14 protein-coding genes are annotated in these 18898 nt (G+C 70.9%); 9 read left to right on the top strand and 5 right to left on the bottom strand.

What is annotated here, in order from left to right; all coding sequences use genetic code 11:
* The first annotated feature begins 35 nt into the window (after nucleotides 1–35).
* On the top strand, nucleotides 36–998 hold the full coding sequence (locus tag BUE42_RS08815; protein ID WP_073464340.1) for a recombination-associated protein RdgC: 963 nt from the start codon (nucleotides 36–38) through the stop codon (nucleotides 996–998).
* A 13-nt stretch (nucleotides 999–1011) separates the two neighbouring features.
* Here BUE42_RS08815 and BUE42_RS08810 read toward each other — a convergent pair whose 3' ends face one another.
* A complete protein-coding gene (locus BUE42_RS08810) occupies nucleotides 1012–1632 on the bottom strand; it encodes a hypothetical protein (protein ID WP_143171389.1) in 621 nt (206 codons plus the stop codon).
* A 67-nt stretch (nucleotides 1633–1699) separates the two neighbouring features.
* Nucleotides 1700–2566 carry a LysR family transcriptional regulator gene (locus BUE42_RS08805; protein WP_073464336.1) on the bottom strand — a complete coding sequence of 289 codons (867 nt, stop codon included), beginning with the start codon at nucleotides 2564–2566 and terminating at the stop codon, nucleotides 1700–1702.
* 68 nt (nucleotides 2567–2634) lie between these two features.
* On the opposite strand from BUE42_RS08805, the gene BUE42_RS08800 reads away from it, so the two are divergent.
* Both BUE42_RS08800 and BUE42_RS34260 read left to right on the top strand, forming a co-directional pair.
* A complete protein-coding gene (locus tag BUE42_RS08800) occupies nucleotides 2635–3327 on the top strand; it encodes a DMT family transporter (RefSeq protein ID WP_369822962.1) in 693 nt (230 codons plus the stop codon).
* Between the two features lie 15 nt (nucleotides 3328–3342).
* On the top strand, nucleotides 3343–3588 hold the full coding sequence (locus tag BUE42_RS34260) for an EamA family transporter (protein ID WP_369822961.1): 246 nt from the start codon (nucleotides 3343–3345) through the stop codon (nucleotides 3586–3588).
* On the opposite strand, the gene BUE42_RS08795 is transcribed toward BUE42_RS34260, so the two are convergent.
* Nucleotides 3528–4112 carry a L,D-transpeptidase gene (locus BUE42_RS08795; protein WP_235002205.1) on the bottom strand — a complete coding sequence of 195 codons (585 nt, stop codon included), beginning with the start codon at nucleotides 4110–4112 and terminating at the stop codon, nucleotides 3528–3530. The genes BUE42_RS34260 and BUE42_RS08795 overlap by 61 nt on opposite strands.
* Nucleotides 4113–4332: 220 nt before the next feature.
* Between BUE42_RS08795 and BUE42_RS08790 the strand changes: the two genes are divergently transcribed.
* Complete coding sequence (locus BUE42_RS08790) at nucleotides 4333–5085, top strand: hypothetical protein (protein WP_235002203.1); 753 nt, start codon at nucleotides 4333–4335, stop codon at nucleotides 5083–5085.
* 67 nt (nucleotides 5086–5152) lie between these two features.
* Here the strand turns inward: BUE42_RS08790 and BUE42_RS32040 are convergent, their stop codons facing one another.
* Entirely contained in the window at nucleotides 5153–5482 is a 330-nt protein-coding gene (locus BUE42_RS32040; RefSeq protein ID WP_143171388.1) for a hypothetical protein, read from the bottom strand.
* A gap of 295 nt (nucleotides 5483–5777) precedes the next feature.
* Here BUE42_RS32040 and BUE42_RS08780 point away from each other — a divergent pair, with 295 nt between their 5' ends.
* The 5 genes from BUE42_RS08780 to BUE42_RS08760 all read left to right on the top strand — a co-directional run bounded on the left by BUE42_RS08780 (nucleotide 5778) and on the right by BUE42_RS08760 (nucleotide 17217).
* On the top strand, nucleotides 5778–7499 hold the full coding sequence (locus tag BUE42_RS08780; protein ID WP_159445387.1) for a BamA/TamA family outer membrane protein: 1722 nt from the start codon (nucleotides 5778–5780) through the stop codon (nucleotides 7497–7499).
* 269 nt (nucleotides 7500–7768) lie between these two features.
* Nucleotides 7769–11812, top strand: a complete 4044-nt coding sequence (locus BUE42_RS08775) for an ATP-binding protein (protein WP_073464328.1) — start codon at nucleotides 7769–7771, stop codon at nucleotides 11810–11812.
* Nucleotides 11813–11843: 31 nt separating this feature from the next.
* Nucleotides 11844–13751, top strand: coding sequence for a cytochrome P450 family protein (locus BUE42_RS08770; RefSeq protein WP_073464326.1), 1908 nt, complete (start codon nucleotides 11844–11846; stop codon nucleotides 13749–13751).
* Nucleotides 13748–15232 carry a Dyp-type peroxidase gene (locus tag BUE42_RS08765; protein WP_073464324.1) on the top strand — a complete coding sequence of 495 codons (1485 nt, stop codon included), beginning with the start codon at nucleotides 13748–13750 and terminating at the stop codon, nucleotides 15230–15232. Before BUE42_RS08770 ends, BUE42_RS08765 begins: the two co-directional genes overlap by 4 nt.
* Complete coding sequence (locus tag BUE42_RS08760; protein WP_083613991.1) at nucleotides 15229–17217, top strand: patatin-like phospholipase domain-containing protein; 1989 nt, start codon at nucleotides 15229–15231, stop codon at nucleotides 17215–17217. The genes BUE42_RS08765 and BUE42_RS08760 overlap by 4 nt, the downstream gene beginning before the upstream one ends.
* A gap of 91 nt (nucleotides 17218–17308) precedes the next feature.
* Here BUE42_RS08760 and BUE42_RS08755 read toward each other — a convergent pair whose 3' ends face one another.
* The gene (locus tag BUE42_RS08755) at nucleotides 17309–18805 is read right to left on the bottom strand and encodes a MocR-like pyridoxine biosynthesis transcription factor PdxR (protein ID WP_073464320.1); all 1497 of its coding nucleotides are present in this window, start codon (nucleotides 18803–18805) and stop codon (nucleotides 17309–17311) included.
* Nucleotides 18806–18898 lie beyond the last annotated feature (93 nt).

Genomic DNA, 18898 nt, shown 5'->3' with positions numbered 1-18898 from the left:
CTACAATCCGCCCCCTTGCTCCCACGCCGCCGCTGATGTTCAAGAACGCACTCCTCTACCGCATCGACCAATGGACCCCGCCCCCGCTTGACGAGGTGGAAGACCGCCTCGCCGGCAGCCGCTTCACCGCCTGCGGCGCGACGCAGCCCGAATCCGCCGGCTGGCTGCAGCCGCGCGGTGACAAGGAAGGCGCGCTGATCGAGAACATCGGCGGCCAGCTGGTGCTGCGCCTGGGCGTCGAGCGCAAGGCGGTGCCGTCGTCGGTGGTCAAGGCCGAGCTCGAAGCCCGGCTCGACCGCATCGAGGCCGAGACCGGTCGCCGCCCCAAGGGCAAGATCGCCAAGGAGCTGAAGGAAGAGATCGTGCAGGACCTGCTGCCGCGCGCCTTCCCGAAGCGCTCCGCCACGCTGGTGTGGATCGACGTGCGCGCCGGCTTCGTCGTGATCGACGCCGCCAGCACCGCCAAGGCCGACCGCGTCGTCACGATGCTGGTCGAGCTGCTCGGTGGCGGCATCCGGCTGAGCCTGGCCCAGAGCGCGATCTCGCCTGCCACCGCGATGGCCGAATGGCTGACCAGCAAGGAAGCGCCGGCCGGCTTCACGGTCGACCGCGAATGCGAGCTGAAGCAGCCCGACAGCGAGAAGGCCACCGTCAAGTACGCCCGCCACACGCTCGACATCGACGAGGTCGGCCAGCACATCGTGCAGGGCAAGCTGCCGACATCGCTTGCGATGACCTGGTCGTCGCGCGTGTCCTTCGTGCTGAGCGATGCGATGACGATCAAGAAGCTGAAGCTGCTCGACGTGGTGCTCGAAGGCGCCTCGACGGCCACCAAGGACGAGGACCACTTCGACGCCGATGTCGCGCTGGTCACCGGCGAGCTGCAGCAGCTGATCCCCGCGCTGATCGAGGCGCTGGGCGGCGAGCTGAACCGCGACGCCGTCACCGGTGCCGCGAAAGCGGCAACAGCAGCGTCGCCCCAGCCGCTGGCGGCCTGAGGGGCCTGCCGCGTCAGTGCTTGCAGCGCTGCGCGTAGCTCTCCTCCGAGCGCTGCAGGTCGGCGCGCTCGCCGTCGGTCATCGTCGCGGTCTGCCGGCGCTTGGCCGCGAGGATGCGCAGCAGCTCGTTGCACTGGTCGCTGGCGATGCGCGTCTGCTGCTGCTGTTGCTGGGCCGCCGTCTGGACCGAACGCTTGGCATCGCGCTCGTTGCGCCGGTCCTCGGCCACCCGCTGGCGCGCCGCCGCGTCGTCTTCGGAGCATTTCTGCCGGTATTCCTCGTGCAAGCCGCTGATCACGTCGCCGCGCACGCCGCGTGACGGGCCGGTGCGGATCGCCTCGGCGATGTCGGCGCAGGCCGAGCTGAGGTAGTTCACGTGATCGGCCGCCTTGGCCGGGCGCTGCACATAGGTGCCCGACGGCTGCTGGTAGGTGTTGCTCGGGGCCGCGCTGATGGTGCCGAGCGTCGAGCCGGCACCGCTGGTGCAGGGCCGGTCGGACAGGTAGGCCGAGTTGCCCGACTTGCATCGGTACATCGATTGCGCCGAAGCGGCCGGTGTCGCGGCCAGCGCTGCCGCCGCGACGACGGCACCGAACACGCCCCGCACGACGCGGGCCTTTGTCGATCTCTTCACGTTCCAACCCTCCTGTTGTTCTTGAGTCGGGAGGGATTCTGCTGCGTTCGTGCCGCCCGTCCATCCCTCAGGAGGGTGAACGGCGCAAGGTATTCACGATTTGCGCCTGCATCGCATCGGCCGCCGCGTCGCCCTGGCTCGCCTTGCTGCGCAGCACCGCGACCTCCATGTCGGGCAGCGGAGGGAGCTGGTGCCGCCCGTCGAGGATCTGCAGGCCTGCCGGCACGCTGCAGCGCGTGAGCGCCGCCACCGCGAGCCCCCCCTCGACCGCCGCGAGCTGGCCGACCAGGCTCTGGCTGTGCGTCACGGTGCGGTGCTGGCGCCGCTGCGCCGCCAGCGCGGCGAGCACCGCCTTGCGCGCCAGGCTGCCGGCCTCGTACATCGCGAGCGGCAGCGGCTCGCGCCGCCAGGCCTCGTGCTGCGCTGCGCCGACCCACACCATCGGCTCGCGGAACAGCAGCGTGCCGCGCTGCGGCCGGTCGCGCGTGACGATGGCCACGTCGATCTCGCCGCGCTCCACCTGCGGGATCAGCAGCGTGGATTGCGCGCACGACAGCGTGATCTCGACCAGCCCGTGGCGGCTCGCGAAGGTGCGCAGCACCGGCGCCAGGTAGGCCACCGCGTAGTCGTCGGGCACGCCCAGCCGCACATGGCCGCTGACGCGGGTGTCGTTCAGTGCGCCCAGCGCCTCGGCGTGCAGTTCGAGCAGGCGCCGCGCATAGCCGAGCAGCTCGTGGCCGGTCGGCGTCAGCGCCAGGTGGCGGGGGCCGCGCGTCAGCACCGGCCGGCCGACGGCCTCTTCGAGCTTGCGGATCTGCATGCTCAGCGCGGACTGCGATCGGTGCACCTGCGGCGCGGCCGCCGTCAGCGAGCCGGCATCGACCACGGCGACGAAGGCGCGCAGCCAGTCGAGCTGGAGGTCGGGGGTTCTCATGGAAATCGAATGGTAGCAAGCTGAACTATGCGCTTTACGGGATGCTGCGCCGCCTCGACGATGCCGGCATGAGCACACCCACCGCGACGCCTGCCGTGACCCCGTCAGCGCCCACCGCCTCGTCAACCGAGCGCGGCGTGCTGCTGATGACCGCCGGCGGCCTGCTGCTCGGCACGCTCGGCGTGTTCGTCGAAGAGGCCGACCAGCATCCGCTGATGGCGGTCTGCTTCCGCTGTGCGTTCGGCGGCCTGGCGCTGCTCGCCTGGGGCGCGGCCACCGGCCGCCTGCACGAGCTGCGGCTCGCGCCGCGGGCGTTCGCGGCCGCGCTCGCGTGCGGCGTGCTGATGGTGGTGAACTGGGCGCTGTTCTTCGCGGCGATCGATCGCACCTCGATCGGCGTCGCGACCGTGGTGTTCCACGTGCAGCCGCTGTGGGTGATGGGCTTCGGCGCGTGGTGGTTGCGCGAACGCATCGGCGCGCGGCGCTGGGCCGCGGCAGGGCTCGCGTTGCTCGGCCTGGCGCTGGCGACGGGCCTGGCCGGGCAGCCGCAGCGCGAGCTGGCATCGACGCGCTACCTGGCCGGCCTCGTGATGTGCCTCGGCGGCTCGCTCAGCTACGCGGCGGTCACGCTGATCGCGAAGCTGGTGCAGGGGGCGTCGTCGTTTGCGCTCGCGGCCTGGCAATGCGCGGTCGGCGTGCTGCTGACGGCCTGGTGGCCGCTGACGCAGGGCTGGCCCGCGCAGCCCGCGGCCTGGGGCTGACTGGCCGGGCTGGGCGTGATCCACACCGGCCTGGCGTATGTGCTGCTGTATGCCGGCATGGCACGGCTGCCGACCGGCCGCATCGCGCTGCTGCAGTTCGTCTACCCGTTCGCCGCGGTGGCCGTGGATTGGCTGGTGTATGGCCGCAGCCTGTCGGCGCTGCAGTCGGCGGGGATGCTGCTGATGGGCGCGGCGCTGGTCTACAAACCCTGCGCCGCTTCGAAGAACCCGCGCGCCGGCCGGTCTTCCGGCAGCACGTAGACCACCGCGCGTTCGTGCCCGAGCACCGGCGCCACGACCTGCTCGTAGAACGCCACCGGCACGACCACGCAGCCGAGCGAAATGCGGTTGTCGGCCGGCGAGTCCGAGGCGAGCCGCTGCGCGCGGCGCTCAGCCGCCGCCGCGGGGCGCAGCCGGTGGATCGCGAGCGAGGCCGCGTAGTCGAGCCAGACGATGTCTTCGCCGTGCAGGTTGCGCCCCGGCTGCGATTCGAAGCGGCCGGCCGGCGTGGTGCGCTCGAACGGGCGCAGGCTGGACGGCGCGCGGTGCGCGATGTCGGCGATCGCGGTATCGCCAGGGGCCAGGCCCAGCAGCGCCGGGGCGACGCCGAGCAGCCGGCCGTCCGCCGCATGGATGCGCAGCTGCGCCGCCTTCTTGTCGACCACCGCGAACGGCTTGCCCTGGTTGTCGTGGCTGTCGAGGATCCAGCGGGTGACGAGCCGGGCTTCGGGCGACGCGCCGGCATCGTCGGATGTCGAAGCTGCCGCACATGCCAGCGTGCTCACCGCCCACAGACCGGCAAGAATTGCCGATCGCACTGCTTTACCTGCAAATCGCATGGGCGGGGTCCTGGCTCGCTCGCGTGAAGATGGTGAATCGTAGGGAAGCCGGTCGCGGGATGTCCGTCGAAAAGCGCGACAAAGTGGACGCAGTTCGCTGTGCCGATGAGGCGCGCAAACCATCGCGCTGGCTATCCCACGGGCACGGGGATTGCCACGCATCGGCATGAAGCCATCACCGGTGCTGGAATGGGTGAACGCGGGCCTGATGGGCGTCGCGACGATCGCGCTGAGCCTGATAGCGCAGCCGCTGTCGCCCGCCCATCCGGAGCGGCTGGCGCACAACGCTCGGCACGCGGTGCCGGTGTACACGGCGAGGTCGCTGGATTTCGGTGCCGAGACGGCGTCGGCCGATGTGCGGCGCCTCGGCGACTGGGTCGTCAGCCGATCCGACAACCGCGGGCTGCCGTTCGTGCTGATTGACAAGCCGCGCGCGCACGTGTTCGCGTTCGATGCCACCGGCCGGCTGCTGGGCTCGGCGCCGGCGCTGCTGGGCGCGGCACGCGGCGACGATTCGGTGCCGGGCATCGGCGAGCGCCCCATCGCCGACATCAAGCCGTTCGAGCGCATCACGCCGGCCGGGCGTTTCGTCGGGCGCCCCGGCCACAACGCCAATGGGGAAGACATCGTCTGGGTCGACTACGACGCCGCGGTCTCCATGCACCGCGTGCGCACCACCAACCCGCGCGAGCGGCGCGCGCAGCGCCTCGCGTCGCCGGGCGTCGACGACAACCGCATCAGCTACGGCTGCATCAACCTGCCGCCGGCGTTCTACGACGGCGTGATCAGCCCGATGTTCAGCCGCGGTCGCGCAATGGTGTACCTGGTGCCCGACCGGCGCTCGCTTGCCGAGATGTTCGGCGTGCCCGAGGTGGCGCATTCCGCCACGCGCCTTGCGCAGGCGACGGTCTACAACTGACGTGCTTCCATTGAAAAAGGCCCGGCAGACGGTCGTCTGCCGGGCCTTCAGTCCGTTGCGACCTGGATCAGTTGCGGTCGGCGCGCGGTGCGAGCGGGTCGCTCGCGACCGTGCTGGACGAATCGCTGTTGTTCAAGGTCGTCGGCGGGTTCGCATTGTTCGAGTTGTTCGGGCTGACCTGGGTGTCCATGGTGGTCGGCTGAGCCGTCGTGTTCTGGTTCGTCGGCGTCGTGCTCTCGGTGGTCGACGTCGACGGGCCGTTCGGCTGGTTCTGGTCGGCACTCGCCGAACTGGGTGCCGAGGTGTTGCTCGAGGTCGACTGGGCCGACGACAGCGACACCACGGCCGCCAGTGCGGCAGCGGACACGAGGGTCAAGGTGGTGGACAGCTTTGTCATGATGTGACTCCTTTGCAGGTGTTGGAAGAGGTGACGCGCCGGCCCCGCCGGTCACATCCCGCTCTTTGGCCCGAAGACCCAAAGGCGCGGTATGGAAGGGTGGCAATCGGTGTGCCTTGTGGATGCGCTGCGCTCCCCGTGCCGCTGCCGCCTGTCTGTCGGATCGACCGGGCACGCCGACTGCCTTGGTGTGGCTACCATGCCTGCACGGTCGGTACGACGCGGGGCGAGCAGTTCAACCGAAAGGAAGCCGATGGTGTGGCGTGTGAGCTCGTGTGCGGCAAGCTGGACCCTCATGCTGGGGGCGGCGCTCGTGCCGGCGCTGGCGCCGACCCTCGCTGCAGCGCAGGATGCGGCCGCAGGCGCGCCGCAAGCCGCCGACCCGCCCGCCTCCGCCGCCTCCGAGCCCACCGCCGACGACGGCCCGCCGCGCCCGAAGCCCCCCGAGTTCGAGAAGCCGCGTCCGGACGAGGTGCCGAACGACGAGGCGCTGGTCGCGGCCGGCGCACGCATCGGCGAAGTCCGCTTCCAGCGGCTCAACCTCTTCGACACGCGCCTGCCCGAAGAAGACCGGCTGCTGTTCCGCTGGGCCAACAAGCTGCACCTGCTGACGCACGAGTCGGTGGTCGCGTCGCACCTGCTGTTCAAGCCGGGCGATCCCTACGACCCGCGGCGGCTGCGCGAGTCGGAGCGCATCATGCGCACCGAGTCGTACTTCCGCGATGCGCACATCCGGCCGATCGCCTGGCATGACGGCATCGTCGACCTCGAGGTCGTCACGCAGGACGTGTGGACGCTGAACCCCGGCGTGTCGCTCGGCCGCTCGGGCGGCAAGAACAGCAGCGGCTTCAGCCTGGAAGATTCCAACCTGCTCGGCCTCGGCAAGGAGCTCGGCTTCTCGTTCAAGTCCGAGGTCGACCGCAGCAGCAAGAAAGTGAGCTACCACGACAAGCACGTGCTCGACAGCTGGTGGGACCTGCAGGCCCAGTACTCCGACAACAGCGATGGCCACGTGCACGAGCTGATCGTCAGGCGGCCGTTCTATGCGCTGGACACGCCGTGGACGACCGGTGCGCAGGTGCGCGACGAGCAGCGTGTCGATTCCGTCTACGACCGCGGCGAGGTGCTGCGCCAGCTCGACGTGCGCGACCGCATGGTGTCGGCGTACGGCGGCTGGTCGGCCGGGCTGCGCGATGGCTGGGTGACGCGCTGGACCGCGGGCGTCTCGCTCGACGAACACCGCGCCACGCTGGCCGTGCCGCCGAACGAGGCGGTGCCACCGGGCACCGAACGCCAGCTGGTGTACCCGTGGATCGGCTTCGAGCTGATCGAGGATGCCTTCAGCGAGGTGCGCAACCAGGACCAGATCGGCAAGACCGAAGATGTCTCGCTCGGTTGGTTCGTGAACGGCAAGCTGGGCTATTCGCTGCCCGCGCTGGGCGCGGACCGGCGCGCCACGGTGTTCTCGCTGGGCGCCAAGGTGGGCCATGCGCTGACGCCGCGGCAGACGCTGCTGCTCGCAGGTTCGGCGGTCGGCCACGTCGAGGACGGGCAGTTGCAGAACTCGCTGTTCAAGGCAGAGGGCCGCTACTACCTGCGGCAGTCGGCGCGCCGCAGCTTCTTCATGGGCCTGTCGGCGCAGCGCGGCGTGCGGCTCGACGACGGCCAGCAGGTGCTGCTCGGCGGCGACAACGGGCTGCGCGGCTACCCGTTGCGCTACCAGAGCGGCGACGGCCGCTGGCTGTTCACGACCGAGCAGCGGGTGTTCACGAACTGGTACCCGTTCCGGCTCTTCAACGTCGGCGGTGCGGTGTTCTACGACATGGGGCGCACCTGGGGGCAGGGCGCGGTGGAGTCATCGCACAAGCTGCTGAAGGACGTGGGCTTCGGGCTGCGCCTGGGCAACAGCCGCACGTCGCTCGGCAACGTGATCCACGTCGACCTCGCGTTCCCGCTGGACGGCGACACCTCGATCAAGAAGGTGCAGTTCGTCGTCGAGGTGAAAGAGAGCTTCTAGGGCCGGGTGCCGAACACGCCACCGACCATCGGCAGGGCCGCGCGGTCGGTCGATGACACCTCAGGATGCACCAAGTGCCATACCTCCCCGGCAAGGCGTGGCTGTGCATGGTATGCGCGGGCGGCCGATTCCGGTACCGGTTCCAACCCATCCGACACATTGGGGATGACAGCGCGATGGCAACTCGTCGACAGTCGCGCGGATGGCGTGTAGCAAAGTGTGTCAGACAGGCGCGTTTGCGGTTAGATTTCCCGCAGGGGGAAGTTTGAATGCGCAGTGCGCGAGCACAGGATCTGCCGCCGTTCCACGTCACGGCGCGCCTGGACGAATCCGGGTCATGCGACGTCTTCGTGACCGATGGGCGGTCGGTGGGCCGCCACGCCCGGTCGTGGCCGGAGCTGCCGGCCTTGCGCCGGCTGTCGCAAGCCGCCGCTGAGGGCGACCTGCACGCGGGCCTCGCCTTGTTCGCCCAGCTGTTCCCGGGCATCGTCGGCGCCACGCTGCGCGGCAGCGAGCCGCGCCGCCTGAACCTGCAGCTCGACGCGGCCCTGCACGGCCTGCACTGGGAACTGGCAAGCGATGGCCACGGCCTGCTCGGCGAGCGCTGGCGGGTCGCGCGGCACCTGCTGGTCGACGACGACCGGCAGGCCGGCCCCGGCGCGGGGTCCGACGTCGATCCCGACACCGATCCTGCCGCCACCGTGCGGCGCGTGCCGCGGCGCGGGCCGCTGCGGGTGCTGCGGCTGGGCGATGCGGCGGGGCGTGCCGATGCGGTGCCGCCCGCGCTGCCGGCGCTCGACAGCGCGGCCGTGCTGTCGACCCGGCTGCCGCGCGATGCCGTGGCCGCCGACGCGATCGCCGGCCTGCTGGCCGAGCACGACGTGATCCGCCTGGACGCCGGCGTGCCGCACGAGCTGCTGGCGGGCGTGACCTGGTTGCGGCCGCCGAAGCTCTTCGTCGTCGCACCGGCGCCGGAGCAGCAGGTGGCGCGGCTCGCGCAGCGGCTGGCGGCGCTCGGGGCGAGCCTGCTGGTGGCGCCGCAGGGCTCCGGTGAAGCCCCGGGCGACGACGAGCACGGCTGGTTCGCGATGCTGTGCGAGCGGCTCTCGCAGGCCCAGCCGATCGCCGAGGCGGTGCGCGCGGTGCGCGGCGAGCCCGCTGCCGCATGGCTGCAGCTGTACGGCGACGGCGATGCGGTGCTGGTGCTGCCCGATGCGCGCGCGTCGGCCGGCAACGATGCGCGCCAGGTCACCTCGCTGTCGTTCGACTTCGTCGATTCCACCGGCTGGCTGCACCGCCTGGGCAGCGAACGCTACGCGAGCCTGCTGGCCGAGTTCCACCAGCGCTGCATCGCGCAGATCGAGCGCCACGGCGGCGTCGCCGACGACCCGCAGGGCGACGACGGCGTGATGTCGTACTTCGGCTACCCGGCCGCCAGCGAGCGCAGCGCCGAGCAGGCGGTGGCGGCGGGGCTGGCGATCGTGCAGTCGGTGGCCGGCATGTCGACGCCGGTGCAGGTGCGCATCGGCATCGCGACCGGGCGCGTCTCGGTGATGGCCGGCCAGCCGGTCGGCGTGTCGATCCACCTGGCCGCGCGCCTGCAGAGCAAGGCGGCACCCGGCACGGTGATGGTGTCCGACATGACGCTCGCGCTGGTGCAGCACCGCTTCACGGTGCAGCCGCTCGAGAACGCGCTGGCGCTGAAGGGCATCGAGGGCGCGCAGCGCGCCGGCGTGGTGCTGCACGACCGCAAGGAGCACCGGCTCGACGCGCTGCCGCGCCTCACCCCCTTCGTCGGCCGTGGCGAGGAACTGGCGGTGCTGCTGCGCCACTGGGACGCCTTGCAGGCCGGCGCGCTGCGCGTGCTGCAGTTGCACGGCGATGCCGGCATCGGCAAATCGCGGCTGGTGCGCGAGTTCCGGCACGGCCTGAAGGCACGCGGCGCGCTGTCGTTCGAATGCCGCTGCCTGCCCGACCACGCGAGCAGTGCCTTCCATGCGGTGATCGACGCGATGCACCACTGGCTGGGCGTGCGCGACGACGATGACGAGGCCACGCGCCGGCGCAAGCTCGCCGACGCGATGCCGGCCGGCCTGGACGCCGCGCAGGCGCTGCCGGTGGTGGCTGCGCTGCTGTCGCTGCCGGGCGAGCCGCTGGTCGGCACGCCGGAGCGGTTGCGCGAACGCACGCTCGCGACGCTGGTCGAGTGGTTCCAGCGCAGCGCGCAGGCCCGGCCGCTGTGCCTGGTGGTCGAAGACCTGCACTGGGTCGACCCGTCGACACGCGAGTTCCTCGGCCGGCTGCTGGCGAGTGGCGAGCAGGTGCCGATGCTGGTGCTGCTGACGCAGCGCACGAGTGGTGACAACCCCGCCGCCGCGCCATGGCAGCCCGCGGTCGTGCACGAGACCATCGAGCTGCACGGCCTGCGCCCCGATGAATCGCGCCGGCTGCTGAAACAGGCCTGCGGCGAATCGCTGCTGCCGGCCGGCGTGGTGCGCTTGCTGGCCGGGCGCTCCGACGGCGTGCCGCTGTTCCTCGAGGAATCGGCGCGCATGGTGGTCGAGCAGAGCGCGACGCTCGACGAGATGCTGCCGCAGTCGCTCGACGTGCCGGGCAGCCTGCAGGACCTGCTGATGGCGCGCCTCGACCGGCTCGGCCCGGCGCGCGCGATCGCGCAATTCGGTGCGGTGCTCGGGCGCGAGTTTCCGGTCGCGCTGCTGCAGCAGGTGCTGGCGCACGGCGGGCGCCCGATGACGCCGCAGGAGTTGACGGCGCAGCTCGACCTGATCGAGCAATCGGGGCTGCTGACGAGTGCCGGCGGTACCGACGGCGCGGGCGAGCGGCGCTGCGCGTTCAAGCACGCGCTGGTGCGCGACATCGCCTACCAGTCGCTGTGGACGCGCGACCGCCAACTGGTGCACCGCGCCGTGGCAGCGGTGCTGCGCGCCTCGTGGCCCGAGCTCGCGCAGCGCCAGCCCGAGCTGCTCGCCCACCACCAGACCGAGGCCGGCCTGGCGGCCGAGGCGCTCGGGCAGTGGGAGGTCGCCGCGCGGCTGGCCGCCTCGCGCTCGGCGCACGACGAAGCCATCCAGCACCTGCAGCGCGCACTGGCATTGCTGGGCAGCCACCCGCAGGAACCGGAGCGTCGAAGCATCGAGCTGCGGCTGCAGCTGCTGCTCGCGTCGCGCTACATCGCGACCGAAGGCTATGGCGCGCCGCCGGTCGAGCGCGCCTATGCGCGCGCCGAGCAGCTGGGCGACGAACTCGGCGACCCGGGGGCCCGGCTGAAGGCGCAGCTCGGGCTGGAGGGCTACCACTTCATGCGCGCGGATTTCCCACGCGCCCACGAGATCGCGCGCCGCGCCGAGGCGCTGGCCGAGCAGAGCGGCGACACGATGGCGCGGCTGCAGGTGCGCTGGGCCACGGCCAACATCCTGTTCCACGAGGGCCACGGGCTGGCCGCGGTGCAGCGCATGGACGAGTGCCTGGCGGTGTACCGGCCGGAGCACCACCGCCGCGCCGCGGTGCAGGACCCGGGCGTGATGTGCCTGTGCTACTCGGCCTGGGGCCAGTGGGAGCTGGGCCATCCGGACGACGCGCTGGCGCGCATCGACCGCGTGCAGCAGCTCGCGCGCACGCTCGACCACAAGTTCAGCCTCGGCGAGGCCTTCGGCTTTGCCGCCAACGTGCACCGCTACCGCGGCGAGCACGCGCAGGCGCTGGCCTGCGCCGAGCAGGCGATCGCGATCTGCGACGAAGGCGGCTTCGCGGTGTGGCTGGCGCACGCGCATGTGATGCACGGCTGGCTGCAGTGCGAGCGCGGGTTGCACGACGAGGGCGTTGCCGAGATGCGCGAGGGCCTGGCGCTGTGGGCGCGCAGCGGTGCGGTGGTCACGCGGCCGCTGTACCTGACGCTGCTGGCCGAGGGCCTGGCGCGCGGCGGCGACCTGGTGCAAGGGCTCGCGCGGCTCGACGAGGCGATGGGCATCGTGCAGGCGCATGGCGAGCGCTACTACGAGGCCGAGGTGCGCCGGCTGATCGCCGAGCTGACGCTGCGCCGCGACGGGCCGTTGCTACCGGCGGCACGCCGCGTGGCCGAGCAGGGCCTGCAGGCGGCGCACGCGCTGGCGATGCAGCAGCACAAGCGCGGTTTCGCGCTGCGCAGCGCCACCAGCCTGGCGCGGCTGTGGCATGAGGACGGCCGCACGCGGGAGGCGCTGCAGCTGTTGAAGCCGGCCCATGCGTCGTTCACCGAAGGGCTGGAGACGCACGATCTGCGACAGGCGCGAGAGCTGCTGCGGTCCATGAGTTGAGCTTTTGACGCGGCAACGCGGGGAGGCGGTGATGACGACCAACAGGAAGTTCCGGCCCGGGTCGGTCGAGAAGGGCCTGCCGACCTGGTCCGACGCACAGGCGACCGACTACGTGCGCAACCGCATGCTGTTCGACTGGCTGTGCGATTGGCGAGACCTGCGGCCGCACGATCCGCAGAGCCTGCCGGCGCAGCGCGATGCGCTGTTCGAGGCGCTGCTGAAACGCTCGGACTTGAAGGGCGTGCTGACCTTTCGCAGCCGCGCGATCCACCACCTGAGCGAGTACGAGCCCAAGGACAGCCTGGCAGGGGAAGACCCGACGTTCGGGCACAAGAACGTGCACCTGGTGATGCGGGCCGAAGACATCGCGTTCGTGCTGCGCAATGAAGGCAAGGCCTTCAGCAACGAGGCGTACAACAAGCTGGGCTCCGGCACCTTCCTGCTCGGGCTCGACGACGAGAAGATGCGCAGGCGCCAGCGCGAAGCGGCGAAGGTCGCGCTGGGCTACTCCGGATCGACCGTGTCGCAGCTGGCCGCGCTGGCGTTCGACGAAGCGGCGCCGATCTCGCTGCGCGCGCCGCACTTCGACCTCGCGGAGTTGGCCGAGCAGGCCGCGCTGCGCTTCTGCAGCCGGTTGTTCGGCTTCGCGACCGGCGACTATCCGTTGCTGGAGAAGGCGCTGCGGGGCGCCTACATGGCGTTGACGCACCAGATCCTGGGCCGGCATTTCGTCAGTGATCCGGTGCCGCTGGCGGTGGCCCGCGACGCGATGGGCCTGCTGTTTGCGCGCTCCTGCGAGCTGATCGACGAGTACCAGCGCGATCCGGAGAACCTCCCGACCGGTGTGGACCTGCGGATCGACCTGGTGCACGGCTTCGATCCGGCGATGCAACTCCTCGCGCGCGATGCCGGCGACCTCAGCGGCGAGGAACTCGGCGTGATGGTGGTCGGCGTGATGGCCGGCATGGTCGGCAACGTGCAGGCGGCGGTGTGCTCGGCCCTGTACGAGTTCTTCCGCAACGGGCTGGTCGAGCCGCTGCGCAACAAGCTGCGCGACAAGGAAGATCCGCTGGACCTGTGGCCGTGGATTGCCGAGGCGCTGCGCCTGAACCCGCCGGCCGCCTACCTGCCGCGCCGGGTGACCGCGGACATCGAGCTGCCGGGCAAGGCAAGGCTGGCGAAGAACAACGAGTGCGTGCTGTCCATCGTCGCGGCTTTGCGTGCCGAGGGCACGGTTTTCCAGGGTGCGTTCGATGGCAAGGGAGAGGTTTCCACGAAGCCGCCGGCCGAAGCTCATCCGCTGATCTTCGGCCTGGACGGCGGCCCGTCGCCGCACGGTCTGCATTCGTGCATCGGCAACATGCTCGTGCGGCCGCTGGTCAGCGAGATCGTGCGCCGCGTGCTGCTGCTGCGCGGCCTGGCCGAGGCGATCGACCCGGAAGACGGCACGGTGGCGGGCCTGGAGCGCCGTTGGGGCTTCACCTGCAAGCGTTATCCGCTGAGCTGCCGGCTCGACCGCCAGCATGCGCTGAACGTGTCGATGCGCGTGAAGTCGCCGATCGCCGTGCATGCCGAGATGCTGCGTTTGGTGATCCGCGCCGGCGCGCCCCGCATCGAGTGGGCGCTTCGCGAATCGCGGCACATCCATTTCGCGTGGTTCGAGTTCATCGAGAACGACAACCGGCTGGTGCTGCACACGGTGTACGACGGGCTGTTCGAGTCGTACATCGAGCATTTCGCGCTGGCGGTGGGCGAGCTGTTCGACAAGATCTTCGAGCACATCGAAGACCCGCCGCCGATGCCGGTCAACAAGTACCCCGGCGCCTTCATCGACCTGATCCGCCGCAATGACCGGCCGGTGGCGGCGGGCTACTTCTTCAGCGCCTACCCGGCCGCCGAGACGGCGCAGATCCGGCGCGTGCTGGCGATCGAGCCATGAAGAGCCCTCCGCGCAAGCCGGCCACGTCACGCACGCCGTGGGGCGATCACTTCGACCATGTGCAGCGCATCGTGCTGTGCACGCCGAAGCAACTGGGAGTGCAGCACTTGCTGCTCAAGTTCAACGGGAAGGGCTCGCCGGCGCGCAGGTTCCTCAGGAAGCTGAGCAAGGACGTGACATACACGTCGCGGGCGCGCGATCCCGATTCGGATCCCCAGCTCAGCGTCGGCTTCACCTACCGCGGGCTGGAAGCGCTGGGCCTGCCTTGCCACGTGCAGCTGGTGCTGCAGAAGCTCGCACCGTCGTTCCACCTCGGCGCGCCGGTGCAGGCCGCCACGCGGCTGGGCGACACGGGATCGAGTGCACCGGATCGCTGGGACAGCGACTTTCAGCTTGAAGCGCTGCATGCCGTGATCAGCCTTCACTACAAGGACGATGCGTGCGCTGCCAAGCTGGTGGAGCGCGTGCGCGGACTGGCCGGCGAGTTCGATGTGCGAGTGGCCGAGAAACCGTTGCGGGGTGAGAACTTCACGCACGGCAAGACGGAGGAGCGCTGGGTGCACTTCGGCTATCGCGACGGCCTGTCGAAGGTGGGCATCCGCGGCTGGTCGGATGATCCGAACCGGACGGGGACGCTGTTGCCGGTCTCGATGCACAACCCCGGCGAGTTCCTGCTCGGCCACCCGGACGACGGCGGCGCGAACCCGTGGGCGTTGGCCGCGCAGCCGCAGGCCGTCAGGTCGTTCTTCTGCGAGGCGAGCTTTGGCGTGCTGCGGCAGATGGAGCAGGACGAGCCGGCGTTCCGCGGCTACCTGGAGGAGCAGGCCAAGCGGATCGTCAAAGGCAGCGGTGGTGCGATCAAGGAAGCCTCGGCGATCGAGCTCGTGCGGGCCAAACTGTGTGGCCGCTTTCGGGACGGTCAGCGCATCCACCCCGAGACGCAGGAACCTGTCGGCGAGCCCGAAGGTGATTTCAACTACGAGAGCGACGCGAAAGGCGAGGGCTGCCCGTTCGGGGCCCACGTCCGCCGCATGAACCCGCGTGGCGGCGAGATCGCGCACCAGCGGCGGCATCGCCCGCTGCTGCGTCGTGGTGCGCCTTACGGGAGAACGTGGGAGGAAGACAAATCGGCCGATGCCGAGCGCGGCCTGCTCGGCCTGTTCTTCTGCAGCAGCATCGAGAACCAGTTCGAGCACCTGCTCGGCGAATGGGCCGACCGTGTGCCGATGGGCAACCTCGACGAGGGCCGTGCGAAGGATCCGCTGGCCTCGCACCATGAGGATCCCGATGCGAACTTCGTGCTGCCGGGCGATGCGATGAAGCGCGTCGGCGTGACGGAGTTCAAGGGCCTGAAACCGTTCGTGCGCACGCGCGGCACCGCCTACCTGCTGTACCCGACGAGCGACGGCCTGGAACAGCTCGCGACCGAGGACCACGGCCACCTGTGGGTCGACGAGGTGGACCGGGAAGCCTTCGAATGACGGTGCAAAAGAGCGCGCCGCTCGACACCGGAGAAGACTTCGTCGAACTGCCCGAGCCGCTGACCGAGCGCCCGCCCGCCGATCGCTTCTGCGACCTGGTGCTGACGGGAGGTGTCGCGAGCGGCGTCGTCTACCCGTGGGCGATCCTCGAGATCGCGCGGGCATTCCGCTTCAAGAGCATCGGCGGTACGTCGGTGGGTGCGATGGCGGCGGCGCTCGCGGCGGCGGCGGAGTACGGGCGGCGCAACGGCTACGACGATGGCTTCGAGGTGCTGCGGCGCGCGCCGGGCGATCTGGCGAAGCCCGGGCCGCGCGGGCTGCGCACGAAGATGCTGTCGCTGTTCCAGCCGGCGCCCGACGGGCAGCGCTTGTTCGACCTGTTCGTGGGCGCGGTCGACATCTATGGCGAGACACGCCGCAGCCGGGTGCCACGCTGGCTGCGGTTGCTGTGGCCGATCTTGTCCAGCTACCGCGTGCCGGCCCTTTGGGGCGCCGCCCTCGGGCTGTTGATCGGTCGGGGCAATGGGGCAGGGTTGCTGCTGACCATACCGGTCTGCGCCTTGCTGGCTGTCGTCTGGCTGGGTCTTCGGCCGGATCTGATCAAGGGCCTGGTGAAGAACGACCTCGGGCTGTGCCGCGGCAAGACGCAACCGGGCCGCGACCCGAAGACCGACCCCGGTCTCGTCGAATGGCTGGACAAGGGCATCCAGTTGGCCGCCGGCCTCGGCCGCGAGGACGCACCATTGACCTTCCGCGACCTGTGGTCGGCGCCGGCCTCGCCGGGCGCGCCGCGCGTGGCGGTGCGCGATGGCGACGAGCGCCGGCTGCGCTCGATCAACCTGGAGCTGATCACGACCAACGTGACGCACGGCCGGCCGTACCGGCTGCCGCTGCAGGACGAGACCGACCGCGTGTACTTCGAGCCCGAGGCGCTGCGGCTGTTCTTTCCGGACCGCGTGGTCGACGCGATGGTGAAGGTGGCGCGGCCCTATGCGCCGGCCAGCGAGTTCGACCCGCCGGCCGGTGAGGCCGCGAAGAGTGAAGGGCTGCTGGAGCTGCCGCGCGGCGACCTGCCGATCCTCGTCGCGGCGCGCCTGAGCCTGAGCTTTCCGCTGCTGTTCTCGGCGGTGCCGCTGTGGGCGGTCGACCACGAGATGCCGCGCAAGGACCGGCAGCTGAAGCGCTGCTGGTTCTCCGATGGCGGGCTGTGCTCGAACTTCCCGATCCACCTGTTCGATGCGGCGGTGCCGCGCTGGCCGACCTTCGGGCTGTGGCTGGGCCAGCGCAACCCGTTCCGGCGCAACGTGTTCGTGTGGCTGCCCGAGACGCACCTGCAGGGCAGCCGCGACAGCTGGCAGCGTTTCGACCCGACCGACCCCGGCACGCCGGTGCAGGCGCGCGAGCGTGCGGACAAGCCGCTGGGTTTTCTCGCGGGCTTCCTGCTGGCGGCCGGCCTGACCGCGAAGGACTGGCAGGACCACAGCGCGATGCGCCTGGCCACCGCGCGCAACCGCGTCGCACGGCTCGCGCTGCGGCCGGGCGAGGGCGAGCTGCACATCGGCATGCCACGCAAGCGCATCCTGCGGATGGCACGGCGCTACGGTACGGCGAGCGGCAAGTTGTTCGTCGAGCGCTATGCCGATGCGCCGGGCGAGCGTGCGACGCCGGCGTGGCAGGAGCAGCGCTGGGTGCGGCTGCAGGCGCTGCTGGTCGGGCTGCGCGGCTGGTTGAAGGGCGCGGCCTCGGCGGCAGCGAGCCAGGCGCATGCGGTGCCGATGGGGGAGGCGATCGATGATGCCAGGCACGGGCCTCCGCTGAGGGGTGGCGATGACGGCGCACGCGCGTTGAGCGATGAAGAGGCCGAGCAGCTGCAGGCCTTGCTGGCGGGCATCGAGCAGTTGGAGGAGCGGTTCCGGGTCAACGACGCGCGGCAGCCGTACAAGCCGATGCCGGCGCCGGAGTTGCGGCTGCGCACGCCGGTGTGATCGAAGGCGGCGCCGCAAATCCGTTCGCCCTGAGCCTGTCGAAGGGTCTGCTCGCATCGAGCCAGGGCTTCGACAAGCTCAGCCCGAACGGTCAGACGGCATCCGCCGCGGCAGCGCGCGCCAGTTGCGACAGCTTCTTCACCAGCGCCTCGAAGCGCTCCGCCGGCGTGTTGCCATAGCCGAGCACGAGCCCGTTGTCGTCGGCCGAGGGCTGCAGCGCAAAGCTCGACAGTGCCGCCGGCGCCATTCCGTGCCGCAGCGCTGCGGCGGCGATGCGGGCATCGGTGTACTCGCCCGGCAGCCGCACCGTGAGGTGCATGCCGCAATGCCCGCCGTCGATCGCATGCGGCACGCGCAGGTGGCGCGACAGCGCCTCGCGCAATGCGACCTGCCGCTCGCGGTACAGCCGCCGCATGCGCCCCAGGTGCCGGCCGAACGCACCGCTCTCGATGAAATCGCCGAGCGCCAGCTGCTCGTGCCGATGCCCACCGCGCAGCAGTTGCCCGAGCGGCGCCTGCAGCCTCGCGGCGAGCGCCTCCGGCAGCACCAGGAAGCCCAGCCGCAGCGACGGGAACATCGTCTTGCTGAAGGTGCCCACGTACAGCACCGGCGCCTGCGCGACCAGGCCCTGCATCGCGCCGATCGGCTCGCCGGCGTGGCGGAACTCGCTGTCGTAGTCGTCCTCGATGATCCACGCGCCATGGCGTTGCGCCTGCGCGATCAGGTCGAGCCGGCGCGCCGCGCTCATCACCGCGCCCGACGGGTACTGGTGCGACGGCGTCGCGTAGATCAGCCGCGGCGGCCGCGCGGCCCAGTCGCTCTCGCGCACGCACAGCCCTTCGGCATCGACGCGCATCGGCACGATCTGCAGGTCGGCCGCATGCATCGCGGTGCGGGCGCCGCGGTAGCCAGGGTCCTCGACCCACACGGTGTCTCCGGGGTTCGTCAGCAGCCGCGCGCACAGCGCCAGCGCCTCCATCGCGCCTTCGGTGACGACGACCTGTTCGGCCTCGCAGCGCACGCCGCGCGCGACGCTCAGGTGGCGGGCGATCGAGCGGCGCAGCGCCGGTTCGCCGAGCGGGTTGCCATAGCCCAGCGTCGACGGACCGGCGCGGCCCATCGCGCGATCGAGTGCCCGGCGCCATTCGGCCAGCGGGAACTGCGCCAGTGCGGGCACGCCGGGGCGCAACGCCGCATCGCCATCGGTCTGTGCGGGCTCGGACTGGATAGGCGACAGGCGCCGGGCGATCGCAGGCGGTGCCGCCGGTGCGGCGTGCTGCACCGGCTTGCCTTGCGCTGTACGGGCAGTGCGAGCCGGCCGGGTCAGCGCCGCGACGCGCGTGCCCTGTCGATCGGGCAGCAGGTAGCCTTCGGCCGCGAGCAGGTCGTACACAGCCGTCACGGTGTTGCGCGAAATCCCGAGCGCCTCGGCGAGGGCCCGCGAACCCGGCAGGCGGGTGCCCGGCGCCAGCGTTGCACCGAGGATCGCGTGCTTCAGCCGGTCGTGCAGCTGGCGTTGCAGCGAGGCCGGGCCGCGCTCGCGCGAGAGCGGCGCATCGAGCAGGGCCTGCGGCACGTGGGTTGTCATCGTGGCTCCATGAAAATCGCCATGCGTGGCGCTTTTCAAGGTGCCACACCGGCGCTACTGTAGAGCACCCTGAACCGAACCTCCCGCAAGGAC

This window comes from Rhizobacter sp. OV335 (assembly GCF_900142965.1).
Taxonomy (GTDB): Bacteria; Pseudomonadota; Gammaproteobacteria; order Burkholderiales; family Burkholderiaceae_C; genus Rhizobacter.
Note: the sequence above shows the minus strand (reverse complement) of the source record. Positions and strands in the feature narration are given on the sequence as shown.

Coding starts and splice junctions, on each gene's coding strand:
- BUE42_RS08755 (WP_073464320.1), bottom strand. CDS start 18,805: ATGACAACCCACGTGCCGCAGGCCCTGCTCGATGCGCCGCTCTCGCGC.
- BUE42_RS08780 (WP_159445387.1), top strand. CDS start 5,778: ATGCTGGGGGCGGCGCTCGTGCCGGCGCTGGCGCCGACCCTCGCTGCA.
- BUE42_RS08765 (WP_073464324.1), top strand. CDS start 13,748: ATGAAGAGCCCTCCGCGCAAGCCGGCCACGTCACGCACGCCGTGGGGC.
- BUE42_RS08800 (WP_369822962.1), top strand. CDS start 2,635: ATGAGCACACCCACCGCGACGCCTGCCGTGACCCCGTCAGCGCCCACC.
- BUE42_RS08805 (WP_073464336.1), bottom strand. CDS start 2,566: ATGAGAACCCCCGACCTCCAGCTCGACTGGCTGCGCGCCTTCGTCGCC.
- BUE42_RS08790 (WP_235002203.1), top strand. CDS start 4,333: ATGAAGCCATCACCGGTGCTGGAATGGGTGAACGCGGGCCTGATGGGC.
- BUE42_RS08815 (WP_073464340.1), top strand. CDS start 36: ATGTTCAAGAACGCACTCCTCTACCGCATCGACCAATGGACCCCGCCC.
- BUE42_RS08770 (WP_073464326.1), top strand. CDS start 11,844: ATGACGACCAACAGGAAGTTCCGGCCCGGGTCGGTCGAGAAGGGCCTG.
- BUE42_RS08760 (WP_083613991.1), top strand. CDS start 15,229: ATGACGGTGCAAAAGAGCGCGCCGCTCGACACCGGAGAAGACTTCGTC.
- BUE42_RS08775 (WP_073464328.1), top strand. CDS start 7,769: ATGCGCAGTGCGCGAGCACAGGATCTGCCGCCGTTCCACGTCACGGCG.
- BUE42_RS32040 (WP_143171388.1), bottom strand. CDS start 5,482: ATGACAAAGCTGTCCACCACCTTGACCCTCGTGTCCGCTGCCGCACTG.